Origin of the sequence: Achromobacter sp. UBA5777 (assembly GCF_002418565.1) — a bacterium.
In the GTDB taxonomy this organism is placed as follows: domain Bacteria; phylum Pseudomonadota; class Gammaproteobacteria; order Burkholderiales; family Burkholderiaceae_B; genus Achromobacter; species Achromobacter animicus.
In genome coordinates this window covers 1-19,938 of record NZ_DIEJ01000038.1, presented here as the reverse complement: position 1 = coordinate 19,938, position 19,938 = coordinate 1, and the positions used below count along the sequence as shown (strand labels likewise).

Annotated in this window: 19 protein-coding genes and 1 riboswitch; of the genes, 8 read left to right on the top strand and 11 right to left on the bottom strand. The window is 66.1% G+C overall.

Features of this window, described 5'->3' with window-relative positions:
• Positions 1-7 precede the first annotated feature (7 nt).
• Positions 8-817, bottom strand: a complete 810-nt coding sequence (locus B3446_RS02575) for an EI24 domain-containing protein (RefSeq protein WP_291377218.1) — start codon at positions 815-817, stop codon at positions 8-10.
• Positions 818-880: 63 nt separating this feature from the next.
• On the opposite strand from B3446_RS02575, the gene B3446_RS02570 reads away from it, so the two are divergent.
• Positions 881-1,264, top strand: coding sequence for a thioredoxin family protein (locus B3446_RS02570; RefSeq protein WP_291377216.1), 384 nt, complete (start codon positions 881-883; stop codon positions 1,262-1,264).
• A gap of 92 nt (positions 1,265-1,356) precedes the next feature.
• Here the strand turns inward: B3446_RS02570 and B3446_RS02565 are convergent, their stop codons facing one another.
• The 3 genes from B3446_RS02565 to B3446_RS02555 all read right to left on the bottom strand — a co-directional run bounded on the left by B3446_RS02565 (position 1,357) and on the right by B3446_RS02555 (position 4,203).
• Positions 1,357-2,838, bottom strand: a complete 1,482-nt coding sequence (locus tag B3446_RS02565) for a DEAD/DEAH box helicase (RefSeq protein WP_191577720.1) — start codon at positions 2,836-2,838, stop codon at positions 1,357-1,359.
• A 283-nt stretch (positions 2,839-3,121) separates the two neighbouring features.
• Positions 3,122-3,457 carry an AzlD domain-containing protein gene (locus B3446_RS02560; RefSeq protein ID WP_175123181.1) on the bottom strand — a complete coding sequence of 112 codons (336 nt, stop codon included), beginning with the start codon at positions 3,455-3,457 and terminating at the stop codon, positions 3,122-3,124.
• Positions 3,454-4,203, bottom strand: coding sequence for an AzlC family ABC transporter permease (locus tag B3446_RS02555; RefSeq protein ID WP_175123182.1), 750 nt, complete (start codon positions 4,201-4,203; stop codon positions 3,454-3,456). The genes B3446_RS02560 and B3446_RS02555 overlap by 4 nt, the downstream gene beginning before the upstream one ends.
• A gap of 173 nt (positions 4,204-4,376) precedes the next feature.
• On the opposite strand from B3446_RS02555, the gene B3446_RS02550 reads away from it, so the two are divergent.
• The 4 genes from B3446_RS02550 to B3446_RS02535 all read left to right on the top strand — a co-directional run bounded on the left by B3446_RS02550 (position 4,377) and on the right by B3446_RS02535 (position 7,186).
• Positions 4,377-5,297 (top strand): branched-chain amino acid transaminase, encoded by a 921-nt coding sequence (locus B3446_RS02550; RefSeq protein ID WP_291377212.1) that lies wholly within the window; start codon positions 4,377-4,379, stop codon positions 5,295-5,297.
• A gap of 89 nt (positions 5,298-5,386) precedes the next feature.
• Positions 5,387-5,605, top strand: coding sequence for a zinc-finger domain-containing protein (locus tag B3446_RS02545; RefSeq protein WP_056568810.1), 219 nt, complete (start codon positions 5,387-5,389; stop codon positions 5,603-5,605).
• 40 nt (positions 5,606-5,645) lie between these two features.
• On the top strand, positions 5,646-6,068 hold the full coding sequence (locus B3446_RS02540; RefSeq protein ID WP_056321209.1) for a YybH family protein: 423 nt from the start codon (positions 5,646-5,648) through the stop codon (positions 6,066-6,068).
• 17 nt (positions 6,069-6,085) lie between these two features.
• Entirely contained in the window at positions 6,086-7,186 is a 1,101-nt protein-coding gene (locus tag B3446_RS02535) for a YheT family hydrolase (RefSeq protein ID WP_056568815.1), read from the top strand.
• 7 nt (positions 7,187-7,193) lie between these two features.
• On the opposite strand, the gene B3446_RS02530 is transcribed toward B3446_RS02535, so the two are convergent.
• Complete coding sequence (locus tag B3446_RS02530) at positions 7,194-8,717, bottom strand: M48 family metalloprotease (RefSeq protein WP_191577722.1); 1,524 nt, start codon at positions 8,715-8,717, stop codon at positions 7,194-7,196.
• 56 nt (positions 8,718-8,773) lie between these two features.
• Between B3446_RS02530 and galU the strand changes: the two genes are divergently transcribed.
• A complete protein-coding gene (galU, locus tag B3446_RS02525; RefSeq protein ID WP_175123188.1) occupies positions 8,774-9,625 on the top strand; it encodes a UTP--glucose-1-phosphate uridylyltransferase GalU in 852 nt (283 codons plus the stop codon).
• Between the two features lie 52 nt (positions 9,626-9,677).
• Here galU and B3446_RS02520 read toward each other — a convergent pair whose 3' ends face one another.
• The 5 genes from B3446_RS02520 to B3446_RS02500 form a co-directional block, all read right to left on the bottom strand.
• Positions 9,678-10,550 (bottom strand): cytochrome c oxidase assembly protein, encoded by an 873-nt coding sequence (locus B3446_RS02520; RefSeq protein ID WP_291377205.1) that lies wholly within the window; start codon positions 10,548-10,550, stop codon positions 9,678-9,680.
• Positions 10,551-10,658: 108 nt separating this feature from the next.
• Positions 10,659-11,762, bottom strand: coding sequence for a porin (locus B3446_RS02515; protein WP_291377203.1), 1,104 nt, complete (start codon positions 11,760-11,762; stop codon positions 10,659-10,661).
• A gap of 51 nt (positions 11,763-11,813) precedes the next feature.
• On the bottom strand, positions 11,814-14,642 hold the full coding sequence (gene mgtA, locus B3446_RS02510; RefSeq protein WP_291377202.1) for a magnesium-translocating P-type ATPase: 2,829 nt from the start codon (positions 14,640-14,642) through the stop codon (positions 11,814-11,816).
• Positions 14,643-15,071: 429 nt separating this feature from the next.
• Positions 15,072-15,404 carry a hypothetical protein gene (locus B3446_RS02505; RefSeq protein WP_175123192.1) on the bottom strand — a complete coding sequence of 111 codons (333 nt, stop codon included), beginning with the start codon at positions 15,402-15,404 and terminating at the stop codon, positions 15,072-15,074.
• 438 nt (positions 15,405-15,842) lie between these two features.
• A complete protein-coding gene (locus B3446_RS02500) occupies positions 15,843-16,847 on the bottom strand; it encodes a sodium:calcium antiporter (protein ID WP_175123193.1) in 1,005 nt (334 codons plus the stop codon).
• Between the two features lie 43 nt (positions 16,848-16,890).
• Positions 16,891-17,082, bottom strand: a riboswitch (yybP-ykoY riboswitch).
• Between the two features lie 146 nt (positions 17,083-17,228).
• On the opposite strand from B3446_RS02500, the gene B3446_RS02495 reads away from it, so the two are divergent.
• A complete protein-coding gene (locus tag B3446_RS02495; protein WP_191577726.1) occupies positions 17,229-18,572 on the top strand; it encodes an aminopeptidase P N-terminal domain-containing protein in 1,344 nt (447 codons plus the stop codon).
• A 16-nt stretch (positions 18,573-18,588) separates the two neighbouring features.
• On the opposite strand, the gene B3446_RS02490 is transcribed toward B3446_RS02495, so the two are convergent.
• Entirely contained in the window at positions 18,589-19,053 is a 465-nt protein-coding gene (locus tag B3446_RS02490; protein ID WP_191577727.1) for an NINE protein, read from the bottom strand.
• Between the two features lie 78 nt (positions 19,054-19,131).
• Between B3446_RS02490 and B3446_RS02485 the strand changes: the two genes are divergently transcribed.
• Positions 19,132-19,938: monooxygenase (locus B3446_RS02485; RefSeq protein ID WP_291377197.1), on the top strand; the 807-nt coding region annotated here is incomplete at its 3' end.

Genomic DNA, 19,938 nt, shown 5'->3' with positions numbered 1-19,938 from the left:
ACGCCGATCAGACGTCGATGACGCGGTCCTGCCGCAGGCGCTTGAGAGCTTCCAGGCCGTAGTGCGCGTAGACCAGCGCGGAAAACACCGGCAGGATAATCCACGCGGGCGGCAGCAGGTTCAGTAACGAGCAAATCAGACCGATGGTCCAGAAGCCGCCGTTGTTCCGTTCGAGGATCAGTTTGCGTTCATCCGGGCTGGCGTGCTCGACGATCGCATCGACGCGCATCATCCGCGAAAACGCGAAGGCCCACCAGAAGATGGACAGCACGATGGCCATGGGCGGCACGAGCCAGAGCGGCAGCGTCAGCACCCACCCCGCGGCGAACGCCGCGGACACCCACACGGCGTTCCACACGCTGACCGCGGTGGAGAACTTGCCGCGGCGGCCCACCGCGGCGTATTCGCGCTGACCGACGTGACGCAGCACCAGCGGCATGACGAAGACGGCGGCGATGGCCAACCCCAGGATGCCGGACACCGGCAACAGGATGGCCGCGGCGATGACCGGAATCAGCCAGATCTTGAGCGAGAACAGGCCGACCGCGACTAACCATTGGTCGACGCGATTGACGACGTCCCATTGCGACACCTCGGTGCGCAGCCAGTCGGTCAGAGGCGTCCAGAAAAACCAGAGCAGCAGGATGGCGCCAACAAGGGCGATCAGGAAAGGCAGCAGCACCGCGAACAGCATGGTCGGGTGGCACTGCGACACGAGCGCGCGCTTGAACGCCTGCCCCACGCTTACGGCGCCCGCGCCGGCGCCAGACAGGCGGCCGTTTCCGGGGGTGGGCGGATCAGTACGCAGGACGGTCATGGCAATCAAATTGAGGGGTGAACAACCCGGGTATGATAGTCAAACCCGCCCCGATCCGCTCACATGTCTCTGCTTACTCCCGGTACCGATCTTGCCCCGCTGCGCGCGCGGCTGGGCGCTTCGCCCAACACCTGGCTCATCGCCTGTTTCTGCGCCGCCTGGTGCGACACCTGCGAGGAATACAAGCCCAAATTGCAGGCCCTGGCCAGCGCCTTGCCGCAGCACGTCTTTGCCTGGGTCGACATCGAGGATCACGCTGAATTGCTGGGCGACGTGGACGTCGAAAACTTCCCTACGCTGCTGGTGCAGATCGGCGATCGTGTCGTGTTCTACGGCCCCATGCTGCCGCATATCGGCCACCTGGAGCGCCTGCTGGAAAGCCTTGACGAAGACAGCGCGGCCGTGACTACCGCCCTACCCGATCTGCCGCGATTGCTGGCCGCCTGACATCGCGGCGCGCCCAACAAAAAACCCGCAACGCCTGAAGGCCTTGCGGGTTTTTTTGCGGTCCGCGGACCGGCGACCGGTGTCGCGTGCGATCAGGGCTTGCGGCTGCCGCCGAGCAGGACGGCAAGCTGGCGCTTGGGCGCCGACGACGGTGCGGCATTGCTGCGCGAATCCTGTTCTTCGGCCGGCGCGGCAGTCGTCGAGGGCTCGTAAGGCTTCAGGAAGAAGTCGTCCACCGGTTGGCGCGAGCCGCCGCCATGGTGGCTGGAGCGGCGGTCCGAAGAACGGCCGCGATCGCCACGGTCGCCGCGGCTTTCGCGACCGCTCTCGCGCCCTTCGCGCGAATGCGACCCGCCGTCGCTACGGCGATGGCTGCGGGCGATCAGATCGGCCGGCACGTCGAGCGTGCCACGAGGCACTTCGCGCTTGATGAGCTTTTCGATGTCGAGCAGGAAACGCTCTTCGTCAGCGGTGAACAGGGCAATGGCTTCGCCCGACGCACCCGCGCGGCCCGTGCGGCCGATGCGGTGCACGTAGTCTTCAGCGTTGTACGGCAAGTCGTAGTTGATGACGCACGGCACGCCCGCCACATCCAGGCCGCGCGCGGCCACGTCGGTTGCGACCAGCACTTCGAGCTCGCCCGCCTTGAAGGCTTCCAGCGCTTTCATGCGGTCGGCCTGGGTTTTGTCGCCGTGAATCGATTCCGCCTTGACGCCGTCGCGTTCGAGGTCGCGCGCCAGGCGCGCGGTGCCGATCTTGGTGTTCGAGAAAACGATGACCTGATTCAGGCCGCGGGACTTCACCAGATGCACGACGGCGGCGCGCTTGGCGTCGCTGGTCATCTTGTAGGCGATCTGGGTGATGGTCGTCGCGGTGGCGTTGCGCGCCGCCACTTCGATTTCCACAGGCTGGTTCAGGTACGAACGGCCCAGCTTGCGGATTTCGTTGCTGAACGTGGCCGAGAACAGGAGACCCTGGCGCTGCGCGGGCAGCAGCCGGATGATGCGTTCGAGGTCCGGCAGGAAACCCATGTCGAGCATGCGGTCCGCTTCGTCCAGCACCAGGATGCCGACCTGGCTGAGGTTCACGTTCTTTTGTTCGACGTGGTCGAGCAGGCGGCCCGGCGTGGCGACCAGCACCTCGCAGCCGCGGCGCAGCGCTTCTTTCTGCGGACCGATATCCACGCCACCGAACACGACGGCCGAACGCAGCGGCGTCTTCTTGCTGTAGCGCTTGACGCTCTCGAAGACCTGGTCCGCCAGTTCACGCGTGGGCGCCAGGATCAGCGCGCGCACCGGATGCCGGGCGGGCGAGGCGCTGGTGTTGGCCAGCGGCATGAGACGGTGCAGGATCGGCACCGTGAAGGCCGCCGTCTTGCCGGTGCCGGTCTGCGCGGCGCCCATGACGTCACGACCCGACACCACGACGGGAATGGCCTGCGCCTGAATGGGCGTGGGGGTGGTGTAGCCGGTTTCGGCGATGGACTGCAACAACAGGGGGTGCAATCCGAAATCGTCGAACGTCGGCGCGGGCGCGTCAGCGGTGGGTGCTGCGGTTTGAGTGGATTCAGTCATCAGGGGTTAGGCAAGTACCGGGACCAGTGAAAAAGAACAAAACGAGAGTGCTGCATGCACTGCTACATAAGGCATCGGGGCATCCATGCTGGATTCGATACTTATGAGGGCAGTACCAGGCCCGGATTGCTGTGGATTGATGAATTTTAGCGCAGCCGCCTTACCACACGGTCAAAGGGTGTGTTTGAGGGCCGGTCAGCAGCACGATCCAACGGCCCACCGAGGCAAAAAAAGTGCCCGAAGTGTCCACCAGATGGACGACTCGACCCTCGATTCGCGGCCGTCAGCTGGCCAGCCAGCGCAAACCCCAGAGCACCAGCATGCCGACCACGATCACGAGCACCGCGCTGCGGGTGCGCAGGAACACCAGGATGGCGACGAGCCCGGCGACCAGCTTGTAGTCGAAGACGGGGCCCAGCCCGGCTTTCCAGGGCAGCAGATCGGGAACCACGATGGCAGTGAGCGCCGCGGCGGGTGCGTAGCGCAAGGCGCGGCGCACATTGTCGGACAGCGGAATGTAATCGCCAAACAGCATGAACCCGGCGCGCGTCAATACGCTGCACAGGGCAAGCAGGAGGATGGCGGAATAGACGTAGAGTTCCCAGGACCAATTTGTCATGGACGCGCCTTGAAGAAGCGTTCGGCCCACATGCCGGCGATGACACCGGAGATCACCGCCGCAGCCAGCCCGAGACGCAGGGGCATTGCCTGCCCCACCCAGGCGACAACACCGGCGGCCAGCATCGACACCAGCATCGGTTTGGAACTGGCCAGCGGCACCGTGATGGCCAGCAGCGCCAGCACGGCGGCAAAATCCAGGGACCAATCGGTGGGGACCTGCGCGCCCAGGTAGATGCCGATGATCGACGACGACTGCCAGACCAGCCAGCCCGGCACGATGGAACCCAGGAAGAACCAGAGCTGCTCGCGGGTGCCGCGTTCGACAGAATCGCCAAAACGGGGCATGAACAGCACGAAGCCCATGTCGGTTGTGAAATAGCCGAGTCCCAGGCGCTTGGGCCACGACAGGTGGCGGAAGTAGGGCTGCAGGGCGGCGCCGAAGATGATGAAGCGCAGATTCACGACGCAGCCGGCGGCGAAGATCAGCCACAGCGGCGCGCCGGCGGCGATGAGCGGCAATGAGGTGAGCTGGGCCGAGCCGGCGTACAGCAGCAGCGTCATGGCGAGCGCCATGGATTCCGTCAGTCCGGACTTGACCATCGCCACACCGGTCACCAATCCCCAGGTCGCGGTGGCGATCAGGGCGGGCACGATGGCGTGAACGCCGGCACGGAAGGCGGTCACGCGTTCCTGGCGGACCAGGGCTGGGTCTTCGGATTCAGGAAGCGCGGATTCAGAGGACAACGGCTGGCCCCTGGCGATTCAGGCAGGACGACATGGATACTCGATGGGAATGAACTGCGCGAATAGGCCCGTATTGTAACCTCGCTGCTTGATACAATAGCGCCCTCGAGATTCTTGGCCCCCATGGCCTGGCGCGCGGCGGCAGGTTTGGTGCGCACTGTGTGGAGAAGACCATGTCGATGGCTGACCGCGACGGTTTCATCTGGTATGACGGCAAGCTCGTCCCATGGCGAGACGCGACGACGCATGTCCTGACGCATTCGCTGCACTATGGGCTGTCCGTCTTCGAAGGCGTGCGCGCTTACAACTCCACCCTCGGCACGGCTATCTTCCGCCTCGAAGACCACACCAACCGGCTCTTCAATTCTGCGCACATCTACCAGATCCCCATGCCGTTCGATCGCGACACGATCAACGAGGCACAGCGGACGGTCGTGCGCGACAACCAGCTTGAATCCGGCTACCTGCGCCCCCTCGTGTTCTACGGCCCCGAAAAAATGGGTGTGTCGCCCAAGGGCGCCCGGGTGCACGTGGCCATCGCGGCATGGCCCTGGGGCGCTTATCTGGGCGAAGAGGCGCTGTCCAGCGGTATTCGCGTGAAGGTGTCGTCGTTTGCGCGCCAGCACGTGAACGTCACCATGCCGCGCGCCAAGGTCGCCACCACCTACGCCAATTCCATCCTGGCCAATACCGAAGCCCTGCAGGACGGCTACGACGAGGCCCTGCTGCTGGACACCGACGGCTTCGTGGCCGAAGGCTCCGGCGAAAATCTTTTTCTGGTCAAGGACGGGGTGCTCTGCGAACCCGAGATCGCCTCCGCCCTGACCGGCATCACCCGCTCGACCATTCACGCCCTGGCGGCCGACCTCGGCCTGCGCGTGGTGACCAAACGGCTCACCCGCGACGACGTCTACATCGCGGACGAGGCGTTCTTCACCGGCACGGCCGCTGAAGTCACGCCCATCCGCGAGGTCGACAACCGCCAGATCGGCTCGGGCCGGCGCGGCCCAGTCACCGAACTATTGCAGAACGCGTTTTTTGACGTGGTGAATGGCCGCAACCCGAAGTACCATCACTGGCTAAGTAAAGTCTGATTCTCAATTCTGATTGGCGCGCTTTTGCCCAGCAAGACCGCATCATTGTTTCAACCTGCCGTCTATCGGTTCTTTTTTCAGGAATATCCATGACCGCTGCTGCCCCGGCCGCCGTCTCCCGCGCTAACGAAGTCATCGAGGTCGGCGCCGAAGACCTTCCCGTGTTCTGTCCCGGCCCCAAGGCTCCGCTCTGGAGCATGCACCCCCGCGTCTTCCTGGACGTGGCCCGCACCGGTTCCGCAAGCTGCGCCTACTGTGGCGCCGAGTACCGCCTGAAGGCCGGCACGGTGTTGCACGGCCACCATTGAGCGGCACCGCCCCATAACACGCTTAACCGTTTCAGCAGCCATGTTCGCCACGCCCGAAGAAGCAGAACACGCGTTCTACGAAGCCCTTGAGCAGGCGGACGCCGTCCGCCTGATGCAGGTCTGGGCCGACGACGAGGAAGTCGTATGCATCCATCCGGGAGGGCTGCGCGTCGTCGGCCATTCCGCGGTGCACGAGTCCTGGCAACAGGTGCTGTCCAACGGTCCGTTGCATGTGCGTCCATTGCGCCCGCTCGTCATGCTCAGCATGATGTGCGCGGTGCATGTCCTGGTCGAACAGGTGGCGGTGCGCACGCGTGAGGGCACGCAGTTCGCCAACTGCTACGCCACCAACATCTACCACAAGGGCCCCACGGGCTGGCGCATGGTCATGCACCATGCCTCGCAGGCGCCCTCGGAAGCCGGGGTGCTCGACCTGCACGACGTGCCCGACATGCTTCATTGAACGCGGTGGATTCCCAGTTGGCCGCTGCTCGTCTTGACACAACGCCCTGCCCTGTCCCGCCCTGGCTTCCCGGGGGCGACAGCCAGACGGTCTACGCCGCCCTGTTCGCGCAGTATCACCGCATCGCGTTCGTGCGCGATCGCGTCGACACGCCCGATACGGACTTCGTCGACTTCGACTGGACAGGCCCCGGTCTGTTTCCGCACAAGGCCGCCGACGGCGCGCCGGTAAGCGGCCAGCGTCCGGTCGGCAATGGCAAGACCGCCGCGGCGCGCTGGATGACGGACGCAGACTGGAAGTCGCTGCCGCAAACGCCCGACACCCCTGCCCTGATCCTGTTCCACGGCCTGGAGGGCGGCAGCAACAGCCGCTATGCGCAGTCCGTCGCGCATTACTTCCGGGCGCGCGGGTGGATCGTGGTCATCGCGCATTTCCGGGGTTGCTCCGGCGTGCCCAACCGGCTGGCCCGCGCGTATTACTCGGGTGACTCGGCCGAGGTCGGATTTCTACTGAACACCGTGCGCCAGCGCATTCCCCACGCGCGCTGGCATGCCGTTGGCGTATCGCTGGGTGGCAACGCGCTGCTGAAGTACCTGGGGGAACACCAGGAAGACACCACGTGGCTCACCGCCTGCGCCGGCGTGTCGGCGCCGCTGGATCTGGTCGCCTGCGGCAAGACGCTATCCACCGGCATCTTCAACCGCCGCGTATATACGGCGCACTTTCTGAAGACGCTCAAGCACAAGGTTCTGGAAAAGGCGCACCGGTTTCCGGGGTCCATCGACGTCATGCGGATCGCGCACGCGCACGACCTGCGCGAGTTCGACGATACCTATACCGCGCCGATGCACGGCTTTCGCAATGCGCTGGACTACTGGACGCGCGCCTCCAGCAAGCCGTGGCTGCCCAAGATCGCCGTGCCGACGCTGGTGCTGAACGCGCGCAACGATCCCTTCATTCCTGCCGCTTCGCTGCCGAAACCTGACGAGTGCGCGCCGGGCATCCTGCTGCACCAGCCTTCCGATGGCGGGCACGCAGGCTTTCCGACAGGCAGCTTTCCTGGGCATCTGAACTGGCTGCCGCAGCGCCTGGGGCGGTTCTTCGAAACGGGTCTCTGAGCGCCTGTCAGCCCGACTTGAAGCGCTCGAGCAGCTGGCGCTCTTCAGCCAGCTTGTCCTTCACTTCCTTGATCTGCACGTCGATCTGCGACTGCTCGTAGAAGTCCTTGGACAGACCGCGCGCCTGTTGCAGCTGCGATTCGGCGGCGGCGTACGCGCCCGTCATGACGTAATAACGCGCGAGGTCGCGGCGCGCCTGTACGGGCTTGCCGTTGCGCTCTTCGCTTTGCGCCAGCATCTGGTAAAGGCTGGGCTCGTCGCTACCCCATTGCTTGATCTTGGCGCGCAGGTAGTCCTGCGCCTCGGCGTGCCGGCCATTGCCCTGCAGCGCCTGCGCGTACGCGATGCCCAGCGCCCGGTGGTCCGGATAGCGCTTGGTGCCCGCCTGGGCCAGTGACAGCGCCTGCGGGAAATCCTTACGCGCCAACGCGATGTCCACGCCCAGCTTCGCCAACTGGGGCGAACTGCGCCCATCGGCGGACGCCAGATTCCAATAGCGTTCCGCTTCCGCAAGATTGTTGCGCTGATAGTTCTGCAGGGACAGTCCGTAATAGGCGGCAGACTGCCGCACGCCCGAGAGAGCCTGGGCCTCGTCCTGCAATTGCTGTCCGGCGGTGCGCAGGCCCACCGTATCGCGGCCCTGCACCACGCGCATCTTGGCGCGGATGTACCAGAAGTCGTCGCTATCCAGATGGCGCGTTGCCGGCAGCGCGCGGGCGCGGTTCTGCACGTCGGACATGCGCTCGATCGACAGCGGGTGGGTGCTGGCCCACGAGCCGCCGCCCGCGCCTTCGTTCAGGCGCGAAGCGTTCATCAGCCGCGCAAACATCTGCGACATGCCGGCGGCGTCGTAGCCGGCCTTGGTCAGCATCTGCAGGCCGGCGCGATCGGCCTCGCGTTCGGCGTCGCGCGAAAAGCCCAACTGCCGGTTGATGGCCGCCGCCTGGCCGAAGGCGGCCACGCCCATGGAAAGATTGCCGCCGCCGCCCGCCAGCGCCGCAAGCAACGCGCCCGCCAGGCTGGCCAGCATGAGCATGCCGTTCTGATTCTGCTGGGTCATGCCGCGCGCAATGTGGCGCTGCACGACGTGGCCGATTTCGTGGGCGACCACGGCCGCAAGTTCGGACTCGCTGGCCGACGACACGATCAGACCCGTGTTGATTCCAATGAAGCCGCCCGGCATCGCAAATGCGTTGATTTCGGGATCGCGCACGCCGAACATCTCGACCTCGGGCACGCCGCCCGGCGCAAACTGCGCCAGTTTGCGCCCCATCGTCGTGAGGTATTGGCTGAGTTCGGAGTCGTCGATGTAAGTGGGATCGCGCCGGCCCTGCGACATGATGGCTTCGCCCAGCGTGCGCTCCAGCATGGGCGACAGGTCGGACGACGAGGCGGCGCCCATGGAAGGCAACCCGACGGGCTGCGCCCACGCAGTGACGGGAGCAACGGGAATGGCGAGCGCCGCGCAAAGGCTAGCGATCGCGCCCCGTTTCGCAATCGAGCAAATGGATGGCATGTTCCTGCGGTTCATAAGCCTATGATAGCGATGAGCTTAAAATGTTTCATCGAATCCTCAACGAGGTATCAATGCGTCCCGTCCGTAAAGCCGTTTTCCCTGTCGCCGGCATGGGTACACGCTTCCTGCCCGCCACCAAGGCGATGCCCAAGGAAATGCTGCCCGTGGTCGACAAGCCCCTGATTCAATACGCGGTGGAAGAGGCCGTCGCCGCCGGCATCACTGATCTCATCTTCGTGACCGGCCGCAACAAGCGCGCCATCGAGGACCATTTCGATTCCGCGCCCGAGCTCGAAACCGACCTGGAGAGCAAGGGCAAGCATGAACTCCTGGCAATGGTGCGGGGCATTCTACCCGCGCACGTCAATTGCCTCTATATCCGCCAGTCGGCCCCGCTGGGCCTCGGCCACGCCGTGCTGTCGGCCGCGCCCGCAGTGGGCGATGAACCCTTTGCCGTACTGCTGGCCGACGACCTGATCGACGCCAATACGCCTGCGATGAAGCAACTGGTGGATGTGGCCGTGGCGCGCAACGCCAGCGTGCTGGGCGTGCAGGACGTGCCGCGCGCCGACACGCGCAAGTACGGCATCGTGGCCACCCATACCGGCGAGACGCCGGCGGACAGCCGCACCGAGCGCGTCACGCACATCGTCGAAAAGCCGGACCCGGAGGCCGCACCGTCGACGCTCGCTGTTGTGGGCCGCTATGTGCTGGAAGCCGCAATCTTCGACCACCTGCGCTCGACCAAGATGGGCGCGGGCAACGAGATCCAGTTGACCGACGGCATCGCCTCGCTGATGCGCGAGCGCGAGGTCTATGCGCATCGCTTCGACGGCGTGCGCTACGACTGCGGCAACAAGGCGGGCATGTTCCAGGCCACCGTGGCGCTGGGCAAGAAGTATCACGGCCTGCTGCCGGAATGACCGGCACGGCCCGACGGGAATGCGCCAATCAGCGCGGCATTCCCGGCCGGGCTTACGACGATAGCGCCGCGCCGGACTTGGCGCGCGCGCGCGCATCGCGATCCGCCTTGCGCAGGCGTCCCTTGGCGGAAAGCCGCATCAGCGTTCCCAATGCCACCATCAGGCCGATCACTTCCACCAGCGCGGCGGGGATCCACATCGTCAGCCCGCCGATCGTCTGATCGGTCTGCGCCGACATGGCGATGGCCCGGCCGCACAGTTCGAAGAGCGGGTAGATGTCGCTTTCCGTGAAGGCGATGACGGCGCCCGCGACCATCTGCGGCAGCATGGTCGCCACGGGCGAGATCACGCGTCCGCCGGGCGACATGGCCGCCGGGGGCGCGGGACGGCGGTCCAGGATCAGGTTCCAGTACATGAAGCCGCTGATCACCACCGACCAGTTCATGAGCCGGTACAGGCGCCAATCCAGCATCGAATAGAACTGCACCGACGGGATCAGCCAGACCAGCACGAGGAAAACGAAGAGGGCCGGCACGAAAATCTTGTTGGTCAGCACGGCCACCGTGGCGCGGCCCGTGCCCGTGCGCAGGAAGTCGCGCAGCCGCACGCGCCACTGCATCGGCAGGCCCGCCCGCATCACCTGTCCGGGGAAGGCCGCCATGACGAGCAGCGGTCCAAGATGATGCAGGACCAGATGCTGGATGCGATGAATGAAAAACATGCGCTCGGCGTAATAGTCGAGGCGGGTGTGCAGGGACAGGTACAGCAGGACCATCCCCGTCCAGAACAGAATGTTGCGCGCACGCGTGACGTGGTGGACCCGCTGGCCGCGTACGAACAGCACGATGGCCACCAGGAAGGAAGCCACCAGCGTGGGAGAGAACTCCCAGGGTACGAGCCATTCGAGACTATCCATGCGGGCCATCCGAGAAACGACGCGAAGACAAGGACCAGCGCGCCGGGCGCCGATCTCAGGCGATTGTAGTAGACCCCGCCGTTGTCCGCTGCCGGGCGCCGCCGGGGGAGGAACGCGTCAGAAACGGTGCGACACGCCCGTGCCGATGCGCGTGGTGTGGGAATTACCGGGATCGAACTGGTTGTCCAGCGTGTAGTTCGTCGCGTAGCCGGCAAAGGCGTAGAGGGTCGTGCGTGGGGACAGGTCGTAGGTATAGCCCAGCGTCGCGACCTGCGCATTGCGCGCCGTCATGCCATTGGCCCAACGCCAGTCGGGTTTGGCCAGGGACCATTGCACCAACACCGCGCCCGGCCCGGCGGGCACGCTGACCCCGACCAGCCAGGCATCGACCGTGCCGCCCTGCACGAAGGCCGCCGGACCCAGTCCGACGCCCAAGCCATCCGGATCGCCGCCGTCCAGTCCCACGTAACCGTTGCGCTGGCGCGACCACGCCACCGACACCTTGGCCACGTCGAAGTCATACGAGGCGCCCAGCTGCACCGCCTGCGGACGCCCCTCGGCCGCCGCGGGCGGGTCGGCCAGGCGCAGTTGTTCCCAGGTCGCCACGGCCAGCAGCGGACCGTCCTCATACTTCAGGCCCACACTGATTGCCCGAGTGTTCTGGTTGGTGCGGAAGTTGTCCTGCCCATCGGCGTCGAAGGCGTATCCGATTCCGGCCTGGAAACCGCGCCACTGCGGCGAATACCAGTTCACCATGTTGCTGAACTGGTAGTTGTCGGACGCCTTGAAGGTGGCGCCCATGCCCATGTCCTTCCAGGAGGCGATCTCCAGCGCGTCGCCGTAGGTCTGGCCAACGGTGTACTGGCGGCCAAACCGCAGGTCGCCATAGTCCGCATGGGCCAGGCCGACCCAGGCGCCATAGTTGAAGAGGCGGCTGCCATCGGCCGCGGCGCCGCTGGACGGATCGAAACCGCTTTCCAATTGAAAGTTGGCGGCCCAACCGCTGCCCAGGTCTTCCGCCCCCTGCAGCCCCCAGAGCGAATCCGTCAGCCCGCCGTTCAACAGGCCGCTGTGACTGCCCTGCCCTGACACCCGGGTCACCGCAACGCCCGCGTCCACCACGCCATAGAGTTGCAGCCCGGTCCCGGCGTCCGCGGCCAGCGCGGTACAGGGCGGAATCAGGCCGGCCGCCGCGAATGCGGCGCAAAATGCAATTCTCATGCTCTTTCCTTGCGTTGGCGGCGGGTCGAGCCCGCCGCCGGTTGCATCAGCCTACTGCCAACCGTAGCGGCGCACCCAGAAACCCTTCAGCGCCTGCGTCAGCACGCAATACCCGAGCAGGATGCCGACGAGCCAGGGGAAGTAGCTCCAGGGCAGCGCCTGCAGCTGGAAGTATTCCGCCAACGGCGAGAACGGCAGTACAAGGCCCAGCGCGATCACCATCAGCGTCATGCCCATCAGCGGCCATGAGGCGCGGCTTTGCAGGAAGGGAATCCGGCGCGTGCGGATCATATGCACGATAAGCGTCTGCGACAACAGGCCTTCGACAAACCAGCCGGATTGGAAGAGCGTCTGGTGCTCGGGCGCATTCGCCTGGAATACATACCACATGACAGCATAGGTGGCGATATCGAAGATCGAGCTGATCGGGCCGAAGAACACCATGAAGCGGCCCAGGCCGTCCGGATCCCAGCGCTGCGGCTGCTTCAGCAGTTCCTCGTCGACGTTGTCGAACGGGATCGCTGTCTGCGAGATGTCGTACATCAGGTTCTGCAGCAGCAGGTGGATCGGCAGCATCGGCAGAAACGGCAGGAAGGCGCTTGCGACCAGCACCGAAAACACGTTGCCGAAGTTCGAGCTGGCCGTCATCTTCAGGTACTTGAGCATGTTGCAGAAGGTCTTGCGGCCTTCGATCACGCCGTCCTCCAGCACCATCAGGCTCTTTTCCAGCAGGATGATGTCGGCGGCCTCCTTCGAGATATCCACCGCCGAATCCACCGAGATGCCCACGTCGGCTGCCCGCAGCGCCGGCGCGTCATTGATGCCATCACCCATGAAGCCCACCGTGTTGCCCTGCGCGCGCAGGCTGCGCACGATGCGTTCCTTGTGGATGGGCGACAGGCGGGCGAACACGTTGGCCTCGTGCACGGCCGCGGCAAGCGCCTCGTCGTCCATCGCCTCGATCTCGGCGCCCAGGTACACCTTGCGCACGTCCAGTCCCACTTCGCGGCAGACCTTGCGCGTGACCAGTTCAACGTCGCCGGTCAGCACCTTGACCTCGATGCCCGAGTCCTTCAGCGCGGCCAGCGCGGGTCCCGTCGACTCCTTGGGCGGATCCAGGAAGGCGATGTACCCCACCAGCACCAGATCGGATTCGTCCGCGACGCCGTAGGCCTGCTGCGTGGGCGGCAACTCTTTGACGCCCACCGCGATGACACGCAGACCGTCTCGGTTCAGCCCGGCGGTCACGCGGCGGATATCGGCGCGGCGGGCGTCGGTCAGCGGATGCACCTCGTTGCCCACGCGCAGCCGCGTGCAGGCCGAGAGCATTTCCTCGAGCGCCCCCTTGCAGATCAGTTCGTGGTGGTCGCGGCCGTTCTCGGTCTCGTTCACCACGACGGACATGCGGCGGCGCGAGAAGTCGAACGGAATCTCGTCGATCTTGCGGTAACGGCCCGCCAGATCCAGGCTGCGCGCGACCTCGGCATGCTCCAGCACCGCCACGTCCAGCAAGTTCTTCAGGCCCGTCTGGTAGTAGCTGTTCAGATACGCGTACGCCAGCACGTCGTCGCTGGCCGCGCCATAGACGTCGGTATGGCGCTCGAGCACGATGCGGTCCTGCGTCAGCGTGCCGGTCTTGTCGGTGCACAGCACGTTCATGGCGCCCAGGTTCTGAATCGCATCCAGGCGCTTGACCACGACCTTGCGGCGCGACATGCGCACGGCGCCCTTGGCGAGCGTCGCGGTGACGATCATGGGCAGCATTTCAGGCGTCAGTCCCACCGCGATGGCCAGCGCAAACAGCAGCGCTTCGAGCCAGTCGCCCTTGGTGAAGCCGTTGATCAGCATCACCACCGGCGCCATGACGAGCATGAAGCGGATCAGAATCCAGCTCACGCGGTTGATGCCCTGCTGAAACTGCGTGGGCGCGCGGGAGGTCTGCGTGACGCGGCCCGCCAACTGGCCGAAGTACGTGTCCGAGCCGGTGGCCACCACCAGCGCGCTGCCCGCCCCGCTGACCACGTTGGTGCCCATGAAGGCGATGTTTTCGAGCTCAAGGGCATTGGCCGATTGCTCACGCGGGGACATGTGCTTTTCGACGGGCAGCGATTCGCCCGTCAGCGCGGCCTGCGCAACGAAAAGGTCCTTGGCGTTGAGGATGCGGCAATCGGCGGGGACCATGTCGCCGGCGGACAGCAGCACCACGTCGCCGGGCACCAGGTCGGCCAGCGGCACTTCGCGCTGTAGCGAGCCGGTGGCATGCAGGGCCGCGCCGAAGAAGCGCCGGCCATTGCCCGCGTCCGGTGATCCGGCGGCCGGCGATCCGGCGGCCGGCGCTCCGGCATCGCTGCGCAGCACCGTCGCGGTGTTGCGCACCATCGCCTTCAGGGCTTCGGCGGCGCGGTTCGAGCGCTGCTCCTGCACGAAGCGCAGCACCGTCGAGATCACCACCATCGAACCGATGATTGCGACGGCCGTCCAGGACTGTTCCTCGGGCGCGGCCATGCGCACGTCGGTCAGCCACGACAGCACGGCAAGCGCGGTCAGCAGCAGATTGAACGGATTGCGGTACGACAGCCACAGGTGCGCTGGCCAGGACAGCGGTTTTTCGTGGTCGACCTCGTTGGCGCCGTGGCGTTCGCGCGCGGCCAGCGCCTGGGCGTCGGACAGGCCGCCCCAGCCGCTGCCGAACCGCTCGAACAGCGAATCGAAACCGAGCCGGGACGTCTCGACCATACGCTGGCTGGCGCGGCGGGCGGCTTCGGACGATGCCGCGGCCTGATCCCCGCCTTGCTCGAGAATGGGGGCGCGGCGAAAGTGCCGGCCGGTGCGGCGCAGACGCGCAGCGGAAGAAAAAAAGGACTTCAGGAAAGCAAACATGGGAGTGCTCCGCATTTATTAAAGTTGTTGCGGGAGACACGGACTACCCTGCCGGCGGCGGCCGCGCGCGGGCAGCAGCGGGCCGCGGCGTTTCCGAGGAAATGCCGTGAGACCGCCACTGACGGGCGTGCGCAGGCGCCGGAGCAATGTTGCCGGTGTCCGGATCGCGTCTATGGCGCGCCGGGTGCGGAAAACGGAAAGGGAGCGGGCGGTGGAATCAGGACCGGGCGCCGGGGCGCGCAGGGCGCGTGCTGGGCCGGGGATTCCAGCCTGCGGGTTCCGTACGGACCGGGATGTCTATCCGGCCAGTCGGCTCGCAGGGAGATGACGGGTCAGATAGGCATGCCGGAGCCGCGCACAGGGCGCAATCGAGGCTCTGGGTCTAAGGCGCTAGGCATGATTTCTCCTGGGTTGAAAGAAAAGGCGCGATCAGGCCAATGCGGCCTGCGCGCCGAAATGCACGTGACGGACAGCAGGATTGGCGCTCAGACGGCGCGCTTGCGTCATCAGTTCCGCCCGCAGCTCCGGGGGGCAATTGACGGTGATGCAAGCCGATGCGAGATCCGGCTCCTGGCCTTGATCGATCTGCACTTGCGCGACATCCAGGCCGGCGGCGCTGAAGTCCAGGCAGATCTGCTTGCGCAGGGCGCCGAGCTCACCGCGAGGACAGATCACCGTCAGCCGGGACGTGCCGCGACGGCGGCCCAGGGCGGTGGCACGGTCCACGCCAGCGCGGCGCAGGAACAAGTCGAAGAAACGCATAACGACCTCCATGACAAGAAGGCGGAGCGTGATCGCGAACACGAGCGCAGCCGGACAACGCCCTTGCGGCGGGCACGACGAACGTGCACGAACGCTGGCGCTGCGACTAGCGGCGGTTCTGGCGGTTTATGTCGGGGGGAGTCCCGGCAGACCGTAGGCCTGCACTATGGGCCGGGCTGATGCCTGGCGCTTGGGATACACCGCAACCTGAATGACAGGATGCGGCAGACGGAGTTCTGCGTGGATCCTGTCAGACAGCGACGTCGATGCAAGATCGACAACTTTCGCCGGAATCGGTATTCACGAAGACAACTCCTGGGATGGAAAACACGGCGAGTTTACGCGGGTTTGTACTGATGGACAAGGGTCTGACGCACTTTTGACACACAAATGAAGCAAAGCCGGACAGGCACGGAGAGGCCTGCCCGGCAACTGCGCTCAGGCGTAGAAGTGCCAGCCCAGATAGCCGGCGAACAGCGCATACAGTCCGCCCACCGCCGACAGCGCCGGCACGCTCATGGCCGCGCGGCGGAAGCGCATCCACAACAGGCCGATGGACACCATGGTGAAGAGACCTGCGGCCAGCAGGGGCGCATCCAGCACCCACGGCGTCATGAAGATGCCGAGCGCGCTGGGGATGGTGGCCTGGATCATCATGGCGCCCGAGATGTTGGCGAGCGCCAGACGCTCCTTGCCCTGGCGCACCCAGATCAGCGCGTTCATGATTTCCGGCAATTCGGTAGCCACCGGCGCCAGCAGCAGCGCGGCCACGTGCGGCGATGCGCCCATCGCAATGCCGAGCAGTTCGATCTGGTTCACGAAGACGTGCGACGCGCCGGCGATCACCACCAGCGCCATGATGGTCTGCGTGGCGGCCCAGAACATGGTCGGGTTCTCGTCGCGGGGTCGCAGCTTGAGCGGCTCGAGGTCCTCGCAGTCCAGGCATTCCTCGTCGTTGCTCAGCTCGCGCTTGATGTAGAGCGCGTAGGTGGCCAGAAACACGAAGCCCAGCCACGGCTTCCAGGCGAAGGCCAGCAGCCCCAGGCCCACCTTGAAGATGAAGATGCCCATGAACCAGGCCTGGTCGCGGGCCAGCCGGCGCTGGTCCGCGTTGATACAGTCTGCCTGCGCGGGTTGGCCGCGGCGCGCACGCCACAGGGCCAGGCCGACCACGGCGTAGGCCAGCGTGGCCAACACGAGGGGACCGCCCATTGCGGCGCCGACGCCGATGTCCTTCTGCTCGGGGGTATCGCCGAAGACAACAGCCATGAAGGTGACGGCGCTTTCCGGCAGCGCGGTGCCGAAGGCCGCCAGCACGGTGCCGGTGGCGGTCGCGCCCAACTGGAAGCGATGGCCGACCCACTCGACGCCATTGACGAAGAACTCGCACGCGACGTAGATCACTGCCGCGGACAGGAAGAACAGAAACAGGGTGAGCAACATGGGAACGCGGCCGGACGAGCAGATACCATTGGCGCGACGCAGCGGCTCGCCCGGCCAAGGGTGAACGCTACGCGGCCAAAGGTCTCGCCTGGCTGATCCACGCGGCGGCAAGCCGGACGTGGGTGCCGTCAGCGCCATGGGGTTCTAGCGGCTGCTCCGCAGCACTGAACCACCAAGTCTGTTGACGCTGACTCCTTTAGGGGAAAAGGATGGCTACTCCCCAATGACAGAGCGGCGATTGTAGCAGCGGTTCGCGCGCCGTCCAGTCATCACCGCGCCGCCCTCGCGGATTCGCTGCCGGGGTGTTGCATTCGCGGGATGGCGGGTAAAGTAGGCCCCATCTTTTTCCCTTGCCGGGGCGCCCGCCCCGACCCGCCCGCCATGAGCCTGCCTCCCGACGACATCGCCCCTTTCGCCGCGCGGCGCCAGCGCCTGATGGAGCGCATGCGCGCAGCAGGAGGCGGCATCGCGATCCTGGCGACGGCGCAGGAAGCCATCCGCAACCGTGACGCGGAGTACCCCTACCGGCACGACAGCGATTTCTTCTATCTGACAGGCTTTACCGAACCGGACGCGTGGCTGGTGCTGGTTGCCGGCGCCACGGACCGGGCCGTGCTGTTTTGCCGGCCGCGCCACGTCGAGCATGAACTCTGGGAAGGCAAGCGCTTCGGCCCCGAGGCTGCCGCGGCCTACTTCGGCTTTGACGACGCCCACCCCATCGACGCGCTGGATGAGCTGGTGCCCGCACTGATGCTGGACCACCCCACGCTGTACGCGCCGCTGGCCGGCGACAAGCGCACGGACGGCCGCCTGCGCCGCTGGCTAGCCGCAGCGCAGGAAAAGAGCCGTGGCGGACACACCCCGCCAACCCGGCAGCAGGATGTGCGTCCGCTGCTGGCCGACATGCGGCTGATCAAGGACGCCTCGGAGATCGCGGCAATGCGGCGCGCGGCCAAGATATCGGCGGGCGCCCATGCGCGCGCGATGCGCGTTGCCCGGCCGGGCATGCGCGAATACGAGATCGAAGCCGAGCTGCTCTATGAATTCCGCCGGCATGGCGCGCAGTCGGTGGCGTACAACAGCATCGTCGCCGCCGGGGCCAACGCCTGTGTCCTGCATTATCCGGCCGGCGAAGCGGTGCTGCGCGACGGCGATCTGGTGCTGGTCGATGCGGGCTGCGAGGTCGACAGCTACGCCAGCGACATCACGCGCACATTTCCGGCGAACGGCCGCTACAGCGGCCCGCAGCGCGCGCTGTACGACCTGACGGTGGCGGCGCAGGACGCTGCGGCCCAGGCCACGGCGCCGGGCCGCAGCTTCAACGACGCGCACGAGGCCGCCCTGCGCGTCCTGGCGCAAGGCATGCTCGATCTGAAACTGTTGAAGGGGTCGCTGGACGGCGTGCTGGAATCGGGCGACTACAGCCGCTTCTACATGCACCGGACCGGCCACTGGCTGGGGCTGGACGTTCACGATGTGGGCGACTACCGCCAGCCGGGCACGGCAACCGGCGCGGAGCGGCCGTGGCGCCTGCTAGAAACCGGGATGATGCTGACCATCGAGCCGGGCATCTATGTGCGCCCGGCGGACGACGTGCCCGAGGCCTACTGGAATATCGGCATTCGCACCGAGGACGATGCGCTGGTCACGGACGAAGGCTGCGAACTGATTACCCGCGGCGTGCCGGTGCAGGCCACCGAGATCGAGGCGCTGATGCGCGAATAGCGCGGCGGGGCTAGGCTTACAGCACGTAGCCGTCGAGCCAACCCATGGCCACCCACACGTAGACCACGACCATGGCGATGGCGAACATGGTGACGATGGCGCCGACCAGGCAGGCCAGGATCGCCACCAGCACCGGCCCCCAGCCCGTCGACGACACCTTGCCCAAGCCCGGATTGCAGAGCCGATCGAACTTCTCGTCCGGCATCAGCGAGTAGACCGCGCTTTCGATGAAGCCGTCGATCATCGGGATGAACAGCAGGAAGAACGCGGGGTTGTCGTACCAGACCGGGTAGAAGCGGAAGGCGCAGAACAGGCACACGGCGGCGAACGCGGTGACCACCCACGCGTAGCGCCGGCCCAGATACCACCAGTGCGCCCCGAAGGCGCCAAGCAGGCAGGCCAGCAGCCCCACCACAACCTTGCTGCGGGGGCGGCGTGTGGAAACGGCGGAAAGCGAAGAGGAAGCCTGAGCCTGCGTCATGTCAATCAACCGGTAAGGGAGCCGTGGCGCCGGGCTGCGGCGGCTGCCGCGATTGTAGTGGACGAGTAAAATCCGGGCATGACTTCCTCCGCCTACGACATTGCGATTCTTGGCGCCGGCCCCGTGGGCCGCGTATTGGCCCTGATGCTGGCGCGCGTGGCGCCCGATCCGGCGCGCATCGTTCTGCTCGCGGGCAACGCGCCAACGCCTGTCACGGCAGCCGCGGCCGTTCCTGCTGCAGATCCCCGCGTGCTCGCCATGAACCACGGCAGCCGGGTGCTGCTGGAGTCGCTGCATGCCTGGCCCGAGCGCTCGGCGGACATCCGCAACATCCATGTGTCGCAGCGCGGCCGGCTGGGCCGCACGCTGATCCAGCACTCCGATTTCAACGTGCCCCAACTGGGCAGCGTGGTGGCCTATTCCGGGTTGTATGCCAAGCTGGACGAATGCGTCGCGGCGTCCGGCGTCACCGTGCTGGCGGGTCCGCCGGCGCAGATCGGCCTCCAGGATGCCGACGGCGTGCGCATCCAGCAGGGCGAAACGGAAATCCTCTGCGGCGTTGCGGTGCAATCCGACGGCGCTGGCGCCACCGACGTGCGGCGCGACTACGACCAGCACGCCGTGCTGACCACCGCGCACGCCACCCTGCCCCGGCGCGGCTGGGCGTGGGAACGGTTCACGTCCGAGGGCCCGCTGGCGCTGCTGCCGCACCCGCAGACGCCGGACGCCTACTCAGTCGTCTGGTGCAGCGCGCCGGACCGTGCGGCCGAATTGGCGGCGCTGGACAACACCGCGTTTTCCCACGCACTGACGCAGGCCTTCGGCGAACGCCTGGGCCGCCTGTCCAGCCATGCGCCCCGCCACGTTTTCCCGCTGGCGCTGTCC

Coding starts and splice junctions, on each gene's coding strand:
- B3446_RS02540 (WP_056321209.1), top strand. CDS start 5,646: ATGTTCGCCACGCCCGAAGAAGCAGAACACGCGTTCTACGAAGCCCTT.
- B3446_RS02530 (WP_191577722.1), bottom strand. CDS start 8,717: ATGAACCGCAGGAACATGCCATCCATTTGCTCGATTGCGAAACGGGGC.
- B3446_RS02565 (WP_191577720.1), bottom strand. CDS start 2,838: ATGACTGAATCCACTCAAACCGCAGCACCCACCGCTGACGCGCCCGCG.
- B3446_RS02545 (WP_056568810.1), top strand. CDS start 5,387: ATGACCGCTGCTGCCCCGGCCGCCGTCTCCCGCGCTAACGAAGTCATC.
- B3446_RS02560 (WP_175123181.1), bottom strand. CDS start 3,457: ATGACAAATTGGTCCTGGGAACTCTACGTCTATTCCGCCATCCTCCTG.
- B3446_RS02550 (WP_291377212.1), top strand. CDS start 4,377: ATGTCGATGGCTGACCGCGACGGTTTCATCTGGTATGACGGCAAGCTC.
- B3446_RS02515 (WP_291377203.1), bottom strand. CDS start 11,762: ATGAGAATTGCATTTTGCGCCGCATTCGCGGCGGCCGGCCTGATTCCG.
- B3446_RS02505 (WP_175123192.1), bottom strand. CDS start 15,404: ATGCGTTTCTTCGACTTGTTCCTGCGCCGCGCTGGCGTGGACCGTGCC.
- mgtA (WP_291377202.1), bottom strand. CDS start 14,642: ATGTTTGCTTTCCTGAAGTCCTTTTTTTCTTCCGCTGCGCGTCTGCGC.
- B3446_RS02575 (WP_291377218.1), bottom strand. CDS start 817: ATGACCGTCCTGCGTACTGATCCGCCCACCCCCGGAAACGGCCGCCTG.
- B3446_RS02570 (WP_291377216.1), top strand. CDS start 881: ATGTCTCTGCTTACTCCCGGTACCGATCTTGCCCCGCTGCGCGCGCGG.
- B3446_RS02495 (WP_191577726.1), top strand. CDS start 17,229: ATGAGCCTGCCTCCCGACGACATCGCCCCTTTCGCCGCGCGGCGCCAG.
- B3446_RS02490 (WP_191577727.1), bottom strand. CDS start 19,053: ATGACGCAGGCTCAGGCTTCCTCTTCGCTTTCCGCCGTTTCCACACGC.
- B3446_RS02500 (WP_175123193.1), bottom strand. CDS start 16,847: ATGTTGCTCACCCTGTTTCTGTTCTTCCTGTCCGCGGCAGTGATCTAC.
- B3446_RS02520 (WP_291377205.1), bottom strand. CDS start 10,550: ATGGCCCGCATGGATAGTCTCGAATGGCTCGTACCCTGGGAGTTCTCT.
- galU (WP_175123188.1), top strand. CDS start 8,774: ATGCGTCCCGTCCGTAAAGCCGTTTTCCCTGTCGCCGGCATGGGTACA.